This window comes from Oxalobacteraceae bacterium OTU3CAMAD1, assembly GCA_024123915.1.
Lineage (GTDB): Bacteria > Pseudomonadota > Gammaproteobacteria > Burkholderiales > Burkholderiaceae_D > Rugamonas.
Genome location: CP099650.1, coordinates 4,889,792 through 4,902,140 on the forward strand (window position 1 = coordinate 4,889,792; position 12,349 = coordinate 4,902,140).

At 64.9% G+C, this 12,349-nt stretch carries 10 protein-coding genes; 4 read left to right on the forward strand and 6 right to left on the reverse strand.

Translation table 11 applies throughout. The features are described 5' to 3' along the window. Window positions 1-11: 11 nt before the first annotated feature. The 5 genes from lysA to NHH88_20850 all read right to left on the reverse strand — a co-directional run bounded on the left by lysA (window position 12) and on the right by NHH88_20850 (window position 5,002). Complete coding sequence (gene lysA, locus NHH88_20830; protein ID USX12134.1) at window positions 12-1,334, reverse strand: diaminopimelate decarboxylase; 1,323 nt, start codon at window positions 1,332-1,334, stop codon at window positions 12-14. A gap of 8 nt (window positions 1,335-1,342) precedes the next feature. Further along, window positions 1,343-2,008 (reverse strand): adenylyl-sulfate kinase, encoded by a 666-nt coding sequence (gene cysC, locus NHH88_20835; protein USX12135.1) that lies wholly within the window; start codon window positions 2,006-2,008, stop codon window positions 1,343-1,345. Continuing rightward, window positions 2,005-2,763, reverse strand: coding sequence for a hypothetical protein (locus NHH88_20840; protein ID USX12136.1), 759 nt, complete (start codon window positions 2,761-2,763; stop codon window positions 2,005-2,007). The genes cysC and NHH88_20840 overlap by 4 nt, the downstream gene beginning before the upstream one ends. A gap of 17 nt (window positions 2,764-2,780) precedes the next feature. Next, window positions 2,781-3,947, reverse strand: coding sequence for an argininosuccinate synthase (locus NHH88_20845; GenBank protein ID USX12137.1), 1,167 nt, complete (start codon window positions 3,945-3,947; stop codon window positions 2,781-2,783). Between the two features lie 71 nt (window positions 3,948-4,018). Beyond that, on the reverse strand, window positions 4,019-5,002 hold the full coding sequence (locus NHH88_20850) for an aldo/keto reductase (GenBank protein USX12138.1): 984 nt from the start codon (window positions 5,000-5,002) through the stop codon (window positions 4,019-4,021). Window positions 5,003-5,137: 135 nt separating this feature from the next. On the opposite strand from NHH88_20850, the gene NHH88_20855 reads away from it, so the two are divergent. Continuing rightward, a complete protein-coding gene (locus NHH88_20855) occupies window positions 5,138-6,058 on the forward strand; it encodes a LysR family transcriptional regulator (GenBank protein USX12139.1) in 921 nt (306 codons plus the stop codon). A 133-nt stretch (window positions 6,059-6,191) separates the two neighbouring features. Here the strand turns inward: NHH88_20855 and NHH88_20860 are convergent, their stop codons facing one another. After that, window positions 6,192-8,006, reverse strand: coding sequence for a sigma-54-dependent Fis family transcriptional regulator (locus NHH88_20860; GenBank protein ID USX12140.1), 1,815 nt, complete (start codon window positions 8,004-8,006; stop codon window positions 6,192-6,194). Window positions 8,007-8,291: 285 nt separating this feature from the next. Between NHH88_20860 and NHH88_20865 the strand changes: the two genes are divergently transcribed. From NHH88_20865 to NHH88_20875, 3 genes are all read left to right on the forward strand, one after another. Beyond that, window positions 8,292-9,773: a benzaldehyde dehydrogenase gene (locus tag NHH88_20865; GenBank protein USX12141.1), complete on the forward strand. Its 1,482-nt coding sequence runs from the start codon at window positions 8,292-8,294 to the stop codon at window positions 9,771-9,773. A gap of 27 nt (window positions 9,774-9,800) precedes the next feature. Further along, on the forward strand, window positions 9,801-10,568 hold the full coding sequence (locus tag NHH88_20870) for a coniferyl-alcohol dehydrogenase (protein ID USX12142.1): 768 nt from the start codon (window positions 9,801-9,803) through the stop codon (window positions 10,566-10,568). Window positions 10,569-10,635: 67 nt separating this feature from the next. Beyond that, the gene (locus NHH88_20875; GenBank protein ID USX12143.1) at window positions 10,636-12,339 is read left to right on the forward strand and encodes a DUF1302 domain-containing protein; all 1,704 of its coding nucleotides are present in this window, start codon (window positions 10,636-10,638) and stop codon (window positions 12,337-12,339) included. The last annotated feature ends 10 nt before the right edge of the window (window positions 12,340-12,349 follow it).

The following is a 12,349-nucleotide window of genomic DNA, read 5'->3' on the forward strand; positions in this document are numbered from 1 at the left end:
TTGCTCTTTAATTAAATACCGCACAACTCATGCGCGACCAGATCGGCGTAGGATTCGCGGTGGCGTATCAGTCGCTGCCGCGCGCCTTCAACCAGGACCTCAGCCGGCCTGCCGCGCGAGTTGTACTGGCTCGCCATGCTCATGCCATAGGCGCCGCAGGAGAAAATCGCCAGCAGGTCGCCGCCTTCGAGCGCCGGCATGGCGCGCCCCAGCGCGAAGTAATCGCCGGTTTCGCAAATCGGACCGACGATGTCGATGGCGTCGAAACCTTCGTCGGCGCCCCTATCCGGCGCGCCCTGGCCGGGCAAGCCGCTCCAGTGGCCGTCGAAGGCGCCGAAGCTGGCCGGCCAGATCACGTGGCTGGCGCCGTACAAGGTCGGGCGCAGCAGCACGTTCATGCCCGCGTCGACGATGGCGATCTTGCGCTCCCAACCCTGCTTGATGTATTCCACGGACGTCAGCAGGATGCCGGCGTTGGCGCTGATCGAGCGGCCCGGTTCGATGATGAAGTGCTTGCCGCGCCGTTTGAGCTCCTGCAGGCGGTCGCAGATCGCCGCGCCCATCTGCCCCAGCGAACACGATGGCTGCGCCTCGTTGGCGCGGTACTGCGCCGGGAAGCCGCCGCCGATGTTAATGAACTCGATCCTGGCGCCACTGGCTTCGATGCGGTCGGCCAGCTGTTCGACCTTGTCGATGGCCGCCAGGTAGGTGGCGGTGGCGGCGATCGGCGACCCCAGATGGACATGGATGCCGACGACGTCGACATGGCGGTACAGGTTACGCTCGAACAGCGCCTCGGCGCGCAGCAGCGGCACGCCGAACTTGGTCTGGCGTCCGCCGGTGGAGGTTTTTTCATGGGTGTCGGCGTCGGCGACATCCGGATTGACGCGCACCGCCGCCTTGACCCGCTTGCCCGCCGCCCGCGCCACCTCGTCGATGCGCGCCAGTTCGCCCTCCGATTCGGCGTTGAACAGGAACACGCCGGCATCGATCGCGTAGGTCAGTTCGTCGCGCGACTTGCCCACGCCGGCGAAGACGATCTTCTCGGGCGCGGCGCCGGCCTGCAAGGCCCGGTACAACTCGCCGCCGCTGACGACATCGAGCCCGCAGCCCTGTTCCACCAGCAGCTTGAGCACACCCAGGTTGCTGCAGCTTTTGACCGAGAAGCAGATCAACGGCTCGATACCGGAGAAGGCATCCCGCACCACCGCGCAGTGATGCTTGAAGGTCTGCGCGCTGTAGACATATACGGGGCTGCCGTGCGCCTCGACGATAGCGCGGGCCGGCACGTCTTCGATGTGCAGCTCGCCGTTCACATAATGAAAATGGTCCATCTGGTTCCTTAATAATTTGCTGCGGAATTTACTGCGAAATGTGTTGGCCGATTTGTTGCCGGCGCCTGGGGCAGCAACCAGCCGCCTTTTTGCAGGTAGTCGATGATGGTTTGCGCGCAGCGCTCCGGCGATGCCGTCGAGGTATCGAGCACAATGTCGGCTTGCTGCGGCGCTTCGTACGGTGAATCGATGCCGGTGAAGTGCCGCAACTGGCCTTCGCGGGCCTTGCGGTACAGGCCCTTCGGATCGCGTCGTTCGCAAACGTCGAGCGCCGCATCGAGATAGATTTCGATGAACTGCGCGTCGCCGATCATTTCCTGTACCAGTGCGCGGTCCTGGCGGAATGGCGAGATGAAGGCGGTCAGCACGATCATCCCGGCGTCGACGAACAGTTTGCTCACTTCGCCGACGCGGCGGATGTTCTCCACCCTGGCCTGGTGGCTGAAATCGAGATCGCGGCACAGGCCATGGCGCACGTTGTCGCCGTCGAGCACATAGGTCAGGTACCCCTGGCTGAACAATGTTCCCTCCACCAGTCCCGCCAGGGTGCTTTTTCCTGAGCCGCTCAAGCCCGTGAACCACAAAACACAGGGCCTCTGGCGCAACCGCGCGGCGCGCATGCCGCGCACCACGGGGAAGTCATGCCAGGTGAGCGAGGATGACAGGCCGCTCATGTCCGCGCGCTCCCGGCTTGCTGGCGCAGGTAATCGTAGAACGGCAGGTTGGCTTGGTAAAAACCGCGCAGCTGCTCGTGGTTGTCGACCCTGACCGCGTACTGGCGTTCGATCGGTGCGATGCGGTTGCTGTTGGCCGCATCCAGATGCCAGCGCTTGGTGCGTTCCCAGATATCCAGGTGGCCGCCCTCCCATTGCAGCGACTCGGGCTGGTGTTTCAGGCCGGCGCTCTCGCAAAAACGCGCTACGGTATCGGCGGGATCCGCCACCAGCTTTTCCGCGTCGATGAACAGCGGCCGCGCGCGCGCCCGCTGCCGCACGAGATCGTAGACCCGCGCCAGATGCTCGTAGCCCACGTCCTCGCAGCGCATCGCCGGGTTGATATGGTAGTGCGAGTTGATCACGCTGGCCGGCTCGCGCAGCATGAAGATATGGGTGGCGTCGCGCAGGTAGCTGGCGCCATCGAGCATGTCTCGGTAATCGTACTCGCAGGTGTCCTTGACGAAGACCGGGCCATCGTCCAGCAAGCGCTCGATGTGCTCGAACAGGGCCGGCGCGCTGTCGAGCCGGCGCGGCTCGGCGCCGGCCCGCCGGTGCATGAAGTGGCCGCACGCAGCCAGATCGCACAACGGCTCGTGCAGGATGGTAAAGTCGCCGCGCGCGGCCATCACGCGGACGAAAGCGGTCGATAGCGAGCGCGGTGGCGCCCACATCACAAACAGTCGGTGTGCAGTGGAGGTCATGGTCGAGGTCATGGTCAACTCTCCGGCGCTCAGGCCACCGCTTCGGTGATCCACTTCTGGCCGCCGTGGGCAAAACGGAACTGCTGCGCGGTGAAACGCGACTTGGCGTAGTCGTGCACGCGGTCGACCGTGTAGCTGCCTTTGAAGCAGATCATGTCAACCACGCCGCTGGCGTTGGCGGTCAGGTCCTCGGCGCTGTTGATGGCGGTCTGTGTGGCCGGATCGTACAGGCGACCGGCGTAGGTCTGGCGCGCGATGAACGGCGACAGGAAGCGCATCAACTCCCAGCCATCCTTGTCGACGGTGGCCTGGAATAGATGGCGCGCGGCGGTGCCCAGCAGGTCCAGCCCCGGGGACTCGTACAAGCCACGGCCCTTGGTGCCGTTCATGCGGTTCTCCAGCACGTTCTTGAGCAGCACGCCATTGCGGCCGGCGATCTGGTTGGCCATGGCGATGGCGCCGTGGGCGCTCAGCTCGACGTCGTTGATGGCCACCGGCAGGCCGTTCCTGAAGGTGATCGAGCAGCGCTCCGGCTGGTCCGGGGCGTCGGCGACGCGCACGCCCATGATCGGCGTCACCGAGTCGGTCGGGTTGGACAGCAGCTCGACCTCGCGGTTCTCGTGCGAGACGCCGCCCAGGTTGGCGTCGACCGAGTGGTGCGCCTTACCGAGCATCAGGGTCTGATCGGCGTCGGCGACGAAATCGCTCATCGCCACGCGGCTGCGGAAGCGCTCCGCCGTGGTCGGGTCTTCCCACGGCGAGAACGGCAGGATCTCGGGCGCGAACATCTTCAAGTAGTACGTAAAGCGGAATTCGTCGTTGCCGCCGTGGACCGCGCCGTGCGCCAGCACATTGCACTGCTGCTCGCGCAGCGCCGCGACCAAGCCCTTGACCGTCACCGCGCGGGCGATGCCGGTGGTGTTCCAATAGCCGCCGTCGTATTGGGCCTGCGCCCGCACCGCCTGCAGGAACACCTGCGCGATCTCCTCTTTCAGGTCGATCACCTTTGTGTCCTGCATCAGGTCGATATTGCCGGCGCAGTAGTCGTGCCCCTCCTCGCCCGGCTGCCCGATATCGACCGTGAACTGGTCGTAAGCCACGCCCTCTTCCTTCAGCCGCTGCGTGATGAACAAGCTAACCAGTCCGCCCGAAGCGCAGATACCGATCTTTTTACCTTTGAGTTCCGAGAATTTCACGATGATGTCCTAGAGGGTTGCGGTTGACGGCAAGGGCGCCGGAAAGATGAAGCGGGAATCTGGATACAGGGCTATTGCGACCACCACGTCGGCGCGCGGTCCCAGCGATGCCGGCGCAGCATGTCCAGGATGCGCGGGTCCAGCGGCACGGCGCCGGAACAGGCCAGGTTGGCGTCCACGTGGGCCACCGAGCGCATGCCGGGGATCACCGTGGCCACCGTATCGTTGGCGAGGATGAAGCGCAGCGCGATGCGCGCCATGTCGGCGTCGGCCGGCAGCGCGGTGCGCAGCGCCTCGACCCGCGCCACCGTCGGCGCCAGGTTCTCGGGGACGAAGTAGCTGGCGCGCCAGTCGCCCTCCGGCCAGGTGGTGGTCTCGCGCAGCATGCCGGTCAGCGAACCCTCGTCGAACGGCACGCGGGCGATGACGCCGATATCGAGTTCGCGGCACAGCGGGAACAGCTGGTCTTCCGGCGCCTGGTCGAAGATGTTGTAGATGACCTGCACCGAATCGATCAATCCCGTGCACAGGGTGTCGAGCACATTGGCCGGCTCCCAGCGATTGACGCTGATGCCGACGCCACCGATCATGCCTTGGCGTTTCAGGTCCTCGACCGCGCGCTGCCAGGATTCCTCGCCGGCCCAGGCGTCTTCCCAGACATGGAACTGCAGCAGGTCGATCGAGTCGGTGCCCAGGCACTCCAGGCTGCGGCCGACGTATTCATGGATGTGGGCCGCCGGGAAGATGTCCTCGATACGGTCGCCGCGCCGCGACGGCCACTCGCGGTTTTTCGGCGGCACCTTGGTGGCCACGTACAGCTTCTTTTCGGGATGGTCGCGCAGCGCGCTGCCCAACATGCGCTCACTTTCGCCACGCCCGTAGATCCAGGCCGTGTCGAAAAAATTGCAACCGTTGGCGATCGCGTGGTGCAGCGCCTCCATGCCGGCGCTGGCGCTCGATCCCGTCCATCCACCCTCGCCGCCGGCCACGCCCCACATGCCGTAGCCGACGTCGGAAACCTTCCAGGCCAGCCGGCCAAAACGACGATATCTCATAAGTTGATCCGCTTTCCGTTGAAAATTCCAGTGCGTTCAGTATGAAAGTTTTAGCAACAAAAACATAATATCAATATGTTCACATCCTATTCATTCCTGATATAGTTCAGTGATCTGAATTCAAGCGGGGATGCCATGGGCTTTACTTTTCGCCACGTTGAGGTGTTTTGGGCGGTGATGACGTCGGGTAGCACGACCGGCGCGGCCGAGATCCTGCACACCTCGCAGCCGACCATCAGCCGGGAATTGAACCGTTTCGAGAAGCTGTCGCAGCTGACGTTGTTCAAGCGCAGCGGCGGCAAATTGGTGCCGACCGAGCATGGTTTGATGCTGTTCGACGAGGTCCAGCGCAGCTATCTGGGGCTGGAGCGGATCGGCAACGCGATCGAGGCGCTGCGCCATTTCCGCCAGGGGCAGATCGCCGTGGCCTGCCTGCCGGCTTTTTCAAGCACGCTGCTGCCGCGCGCCAGCCAGCACTTTTGCAGCAAGTTCCCTGGGGTGAGTTTGAATGTGACGCCGCTCGAGAGCCCGGCCTTGCAGGAGTCGCTGACCAGCCAGCGCTATCACCTCGGGCTGACCGAGGAACCGGGTATTCCGCCGGGGACCAAGATGGAAGCGCTGCTGACAATGGATGTGGTGTGCGTGCTGCCGCCGCGCCATCGCCTGTGCGAGAAGCGCACGCTGACGCCGCAGGATTTTGCTGGCATCGACTTCGTGTATCTGGCGGCCGGCGACCCGTATCGGAAGATGGTCGACAACACCTTCCGCGAGCATGGTGTGGAGCGCAGGATGGTGGTCGAGACGCACAGCGCGGCGGCGGTGTGCGCCACGGTGAGTTTGGGCGTCGGCGTGGCGATCGTCAATCCGCTGACGGCGCTGGAGTATGCCAGGAGCGGGTTGCAGATCCGGCGCTTCTCGCATCCGGTGCCGTATTCGGTGAATCTGGTCACGCCGCTGTTCCGGCCCGATTCGGAGAGCGTCAACCGATTCATCGACGCGCTGCACCACAGCTGCCGGCAAATCAGCGTGGAGCTGGAGAAGATCACCGCAAGCTGACGCCTTGAACATACCTCGGAGACACGTAGGGCGGATTAGCGTAGCGTAATCGGCCATGCATGCGCCGCCGTCGACGCGTGCATTGGCCGATTACGGCGTGCCGCCTAATCCGCCCTACGTGTTTCCGAGATCGTCAAGCCTCCTGCAACTTCTTCATCCGGTACGACAACTGCGGGCGCGTGAGGCCCAACATCCGCGCGGCGGCCGACAGATTGCCGTCAGCGCGCTTGACCGCCGCCAGTATCAGCGTGCTTTCCAGCGCGTCCAGCGACCACGCCTGCGCCTTGCCGTCGGCCGCCTCGCCCAGCATCGACGGCAACACATCCAACAGCTCCGCGCTGACCGTCGCGGCGGGTGCCGCCGCAGCGCCCTGGCTGGTCAACCTGCCCGTCTGCGCCAGCGAAAAATACGACGCCTGCGACTCCTCACCGCTGGTGAACAGATGCGGCAAATCGATCGGACCATCTTCGTTGGCGTAGATCACCCCGCGCTCCACCAAATTCTGCAGCTCCCGTATATTCCCCGGGAAGTGATAGTTAAGCAGCGCGTCGACCGCGCGCGCCGTGAACCCCGTCAACCGGCGCTGGTGCTTCTGCCCATAATGCCGCATGAAGTAGCCCATTAAAAGCGGAATGTCGTCGCGGCGGTCGCGCAGCGGCGGCAAGTGGATCGGGAACACATTCAGACGGAAGAACAAATCCTCGCGGAAGCGCCCCTGCCGGATCTCCTCGCGCAGATCGACATTGGTGGCCGCCACCACCCGCACATCGACCTTCACGCTGCGCACACCTCCAACCCGCTCGACCTCTCCCTCCTGCAAAGCGCGCAGCAACTTGCCCTGCGCGACCAGGCTCAAAGTCGCGATCTCGTCGAGGAACAAGGTGCCCCCGCTGGCGCGCTCGAAGCGCCCGGGCCGCGACTGCGTCGCCCCGGTGAAGGCGCCGCGCTCGACGCCGAACAACTCCGATTCGATCAGCGTCTCCGGTATCGCCGCGCAGTTGACGGCGACGAAGGGCTGCTCCTTGCGCTTGCCGATCTGGTGCAGCATGTATGCGAACAGCTCCTTGCCGACGCCGGATTCACCGGTGAACAGCACCGTGGCCGCCGTCGGCGCCACCCGCTTGAGCATATGGCAGGCCGCGTTGAAGGCCGACGACACGCCCACCATCTCCTTGTCCGCGTAGGGCCGCTCGTCATCGCCCGCCAATATCGCGGCCTTCTGGTGCGCGAGCGGTTCGCTGTAGGCCGTGGTGCTGACGAAGGCCTCGGCGTTCAGGAAGCGCAAATCCTCTTCGACGTTGTCCCATTCGTCGGCCGGCTTGCCGATCAGGCGGCAGTGCTTGTGCCCCATCGACATGCACTCGATCTCGCGATAAATCGTCAAACGCCCGATCATCGCGCTGGTGTAGCCGATCGCATAGCCGGTCTGCATCCAGCACGCCGGCTCGGTGCCGATGCCGAAATCGGCGGTGTGCACCTCGTCCTCGCCGGAGTGGTGCCAAAGGAATTCACCGCGATAGGTCCCCAGTTCCACGTCGAATTCGAAGTGCAGCGCCTCGACCTTGACCGCGCCCTCGAGCGAATGCATGCGCGGGCCGGCCGAAAACAGCGCAGCCGGATCGGCGTCCGGCCAGCGTTCGCGCAGCAGCTGGGCGTCGCGCGCGCCGGCCGAATAACCGACCCGCGTGAGCAGGCCGCGCGTGCGTTCCGCACCTATGCTCTCCAGCAGTTCGCGCCGCAGCGAGCCGAGTGAGGTCATATGCACCAGCTGCATGCGCTGGCCGTTCAACCATATGCGGCCATCGCCCGGCGAAAAATGCAGGCTCTGGGTGATGTCGTCCAAGGTCGGCGCCGCGCCTTCGTTCAAATGGGCGCTGTCGCCCCGGTTCAGCATCTTGCCGGTGGCCTGCGATACCTCCGCCAGCGAAACGCGCTCACGCTTGCTCATGTCTCCGCTTTCGTCATTTTTTATCAAATCATACATCGGTAGTTCTCCTGGTTGATCATTTGATCAAGCGGCGGGGTCGCCACATTTTTGCTGCGACGCGCAACCGCGCGCTTCGAATTCGTCCCGCAAGCCCGGTGTATCGGTCATGGTGCGCCGCATTAAAGCAAAACCACACATCGCTGGCACGCAACTTGTAATAGCTAAGGAAAGAGCGGCAAGCGAACCTTATGCAACTAGCGTGCTAAGGGACGAAAGTGCCCCACCCAGTCAACCAAGGAGACAGACATGAGCGACATCCCCGGCGCCGGCGGCGCCTTCCTCAGCCCCGCCATCTGGCGCGACCGCATCTTCAACGGCGAATGGATCGCCTCCCAGGGCGGCACCCACGTATTCACCGAACCGGCCACCGGCGAGCAGCTGGGCCGCGTCGGCCTGGCCAACGCCGCCGACATCCTGGCCGCCGGCGTCCAGGCGCGCACCGCGCAAAAAGCCTGGGCCAAATCGGACTACAAGGAGCGCGCCGCCATCTTCCGCCGCGCCGCCGCGTTGATCGCGCAGCACCACGACGAGCTGTCGACCTGGATCGTGCGCGAAACGGGCGCCATCCGTCCCAAGGCGGATCTCGAACTGCGCGAAGCCATCGCCCACCTGCAGGAAGCGGCGGCCATGCTGACGCAACCCAAGGGCCAGTTGCTGGCCTCCGCCACCGGCACCATGAGCATCGCGCGCCGCGTGCCGCACGGCGTGGTCGGCGTGATCTCGCCGTTCAACTTCCCGCTGATCCTGTCGATCCGCTCGATCGCGCCGGCGCTCGCCACCGGCAATGCGGTGGTCCACAAGCCGGACCTGCAAACCCCGATCAGCGGCGGCGTGCTGATCGCCCGCATCTTCGAGGCGGCAGGCCTGCCCAAAGGCCTGCTGCACGTGCTGCCGGGCGGCGCCGACGCCGGCCAGGCGATGTGCAGCCACCCGGACATCGGCATGATCGCCTTCACCGGATCGACGGCGGCGGGCCACAGCGTCGGCGAGCTGGCCGGCCGCCACCTGAAGAAAATGTCGCTGGAACTGGGCGGCAAAAACTCGCTGATCATCCTTGACGACGCCGATCCGGACGTCGCCGCCTCCAACGTGGCCTGGGCCACCTTCCTGCACCAGGGGCAAATCTGCATGTGCGCCGGCCGCATCCTGCTCCAGCGGGGCATCGCCGACGCCGTGATCGAACGCCTGACCCACAAGGCGCGCCACCTGCCGGTCGGCGATCCGATGGGCGGCGACGTCGCGCTTGGACCGCTGATCAGCGCGCGCCAGGTCCAGCGCCTGCATGCCATCGTCGAGGACAGCGTCGCCGACGGCGCGACGCTGCTGGCCGGCGGCACCTTCGACCGCCAGTTCTACAAACCGACGGTGCTGACCGGCGCGCGCGCCGGCATGCGCTGCTTCGAGGAGGAGCTGTTCGGCCCTGTGGCGTCCATCACCGTGTTCGACACCGACGAGGAGGCCGTCGCACTGGCCTCCGCCACCACCGGCTGCCTGGCGCTGGGCGTGATCACGCCGAATCTGACTCGCGCGATGCGCATCGCCGACAGCGTGCCGTCCGGCCATGTGCACATCAACGACCAGACCGTGGTGGCCGAGGCGCACGCGCCGTTCGGCGGCGGCGGCACCTCGGGCAACGGCGGCCGCCACGGCGGCACCGTCGATTGGGACGAATTCACGCAACTGCAATGGCTCACGATCAAAACCGAAGCACCGCGCTACCCGTTCTAAAAATCCAATAATCACAAAGGAGACAGCATGAAGTTACGTAACAAGACCATCGTCGTCACCGGCGCCGCGTCGGGCATCGGCGCCGAAGTGGCGCGGCTGGCGCGCTTCGAGGGCGCCACCGTCATCGGCATGGACCGCAACGATCCAGGCCTCACGCTGGACGGCTTTGTGTCGGTGGACCTGGCCAGCACCGGCAGCATCGACGACGCCATCGCCAAACTGCCGCAGCGCGTGGACGCGTTGTGCAATATCGCCGGCGTGCCCGGCACCGCCAATCCGGCGCTGCTGGCCAAGGTCAATTACCTCGGCCTGCGCTACCTGACCTCCGGCCTGCTGCCGCGCATGCCGGCCGGCGCCTCCATCGTCAACGTCGCCTCCATCCTCGGCGCCGAGTGGCCGGCCCGCCTCGACCTGCACAAAGAGCTGGCGGCCACCGAAGGCTACGCGGCCGGCCAGGCATGGCTGGACAAGCATCCGGTGCCGGACGAGACCTGCTACCAGTATTTCAAGGAGGCGCTGATCGTCTGGACCTACGCCCAATCGCAGAAATGGTTCCTGGAGCACTCGGTGCGCATGAACAGCGTGGCGCCGGGACCGGTGTTCACGCCCATCCTCGGCGACTTCGTCTCCATGCTGGGCGAGGAGCGCGTGCAGCGCGACGCCCACCGCATGAAGCGTCCGGCCTACGCCGACGAAATAGCCTCCGTCGTCAGCTTCCTGTGCAGCGACGAATCGCGCTGGATCAGCGGCGTCAACATCCCCGTCGATGGAGGGCTGGCCTCGACCTTTATCTGACATCCAAAGCCAACGTACTAGAACCTGCAACTAGAACCACACATAAAACTAAAACCAGGAGACAGCAATGCATACCAAAAAAAGCCTGAGCCGGAGCATACTGGCCATGGCGGTGACGGCGGCCCTTCCCGCCGCCCACGCCTACGATTTCGAAACGTCCAATCCGGAACTGAAGATCAGCTGGAACAACACCTTCAAGTACAGCGGCGCCTATCGCCTCCAGGACGCCGATTCGCGCCTGCTGGCCGGCGGCTATCCGTCGGCGGGTCCCGGCGACTTCACCGGCTATAACCTCGACGACGGCAACCAGAACTTCCGCAACAAGGGCATCGTCTCGAGCCGGATCGACTGGCTGTCCGAATTCGACCTCGGCACCCGCACGCTGGGCATGCGCATCAGCGCCGCCGGCTGGTACGACGACGCCTATATGGGCACCAACGACAACGGCTCGTCCGCCAGCAACGCCGTCACCCTGAACGGCCAAAGCGGCAACCGCTTCGCCAAGGGCACCAAGGTGCTCCACGGCCGCAACGCCGAACTGCTGGACGCCTTCGTCTTCGCCAAGGGCACGCTGGGCGAGCTGCCCGGCACCATCCGCGTCGGCCGCCACACGCTGCAATACGGCGAGAGCCTGTTCTTCGGCGCCAACGGCATCGCCAATGCGCAAGGACCGGTCGACCTGGTCAAGCTGCTCAGCGTACCGGGCGCGCAGTTCAAGGAGATCCTGCGTCCCGTCAACCAGGTCTCGGGCCAGTTGCAGGTGGCGCCGACCGTTTCCATCGGCGGCTACTACCAGTTCGAATGGCGGCCGACCTTGATCCCGGGCGCCGGCAGCTACCTCAGTTCCTACGACGCCGCCGGCGCGGGCGCCACCGCCTTCCTGGTCGCGCCGACCAACAGCGGCGCGCCGGCCTTCATCACCCAGCCGGACATGAAGGCCAAGAACTCCGGCCAGGGCGGCGTGCAGCTCAAATGGGCGCCGTCGGACTCGGACGTCGAATACGGCTTCTACGCGGCCCGCTACCACGACAAGTCGCCCTACTTCTACCTGGGCTTCGCGCCGTCCTTCCCGCCCGGCGCGCCGTCCACCGTGCAAGCCGTCTACGCGGAGAACATCCGCACCTTCGGCGTCAGCGCCAGCACCGTGATGCTGGGCGTGAACGTCGCCGCCGAGGCCTCGATCCGCCGCAACACGCCGCTGGTCAGCGACCCGACGCCAAATTTCCTGTCGCGGAACGGGATCGGCACCATCGCCAACAACAGCGGCAATCCGGGTTACGCCGTCGGCAACACGGCGCACATCAACCTGTCGGCGATCTATGTCATGCCGACCAACCCGTTCTTCCAGGGCGCCTCGCTGCTCGGCGAAATCGCATGGAACCGGGCCACCAGCGTCGATTTCCAGGGTTCGCTCGATCCGAACACCACCCGCGACGCCACGGCCGCCCGCGTCATCTTCGAGCCGGCCTACTACCAGGTCATCGATGGACTGGACCTGACGATCCCGATCGGCATCGGATACAACATCGACGGCCGCTCGCGCGCCATCTTCAACTTCAACGGCGGCTCGGAGCACGGCGGCGACTTCAATATCGGCATCAACGCCACCTACCACCAGGACTGGAAGTTCGGCATCAGCTACGTCAAATTCCTCGGCGGGACCGGCACCTTCCTGAAGAACAACCCGGCCACCAACACGCCGATCCTGAGCTACGCCCAGTCATTGAAGGACCGCGACTACATCTCCTTCAACATCAAACGCTCTTTCTAAGGACATAACT

What these genes read in the sequence shown, in the direction of transcription:
- lysA (USX12134.1), bottom strand. Translation starts at nt 1,334, where the DNA reads ATGGACCATTTTCATTATGTGAACGGCGAGCTGCACATCGAAGACGTG.
- cysC (USX12135.1), bottom strand. Translation starts at nt 2,008, where the DNA reads ATGAGCGGCCTGTCATCCTCGCTCACCTGGCATGACTTCCCCGTGGTG.
- NHH88_20840 (USX12136.1), bottom strand. Translation starts at nt 2,763, where the DNA reads ATGACCTCGACCATGACCTCCACTGCACACCGACTGTTTGTGATGTGG.
- NHH88_20850 (USX12138.1), bottom strand. Translation starts at nt 5,002, where the DNA reads ATGAGATATCGTCGTTTTGGCCGGCTGGCCTGGAAGGTTTCCGACGTC.
- NHH88_20855 (USX12139.1), top strand. Translation starts at nt 5,138, where the DNA reads ATGGGCTTTACTTTTCGCCACGTTGAGGTGTTTTGGGCGGTGATGACG.
- NHH88_20860 (USX12140.1), bottom strand. Translation starts at nt 8,006, where the DNA reads ATGAGCAAGCGTGAGCGCGTTTCGCTGGCGGAGGTATCGCAGGCCACC.
- NHH88_20865 (USX12141.1), top strand. Translation starts at nt 8,292, where the DNA reads ATGAGCGACATCCCCGGCGCCGGCGGCGCCTTCCTCAGCCCCGCCATC.
- NHH88_20870 (USX12142.1), top strand. Translation starts at nt 9,801, where the DNA reads ATGAAGTTACGTAACAAGACCATCGTCGTCACCGGCGCCGCGTCGGGC.
- NHH88_20875 (USX12143.1), top strand. Translation starts at nt 10,636, where the DNA reads ATGCATACCAAAAAAAGCCTGAGCCGGAGCATACTGGCCATGGCGGTG.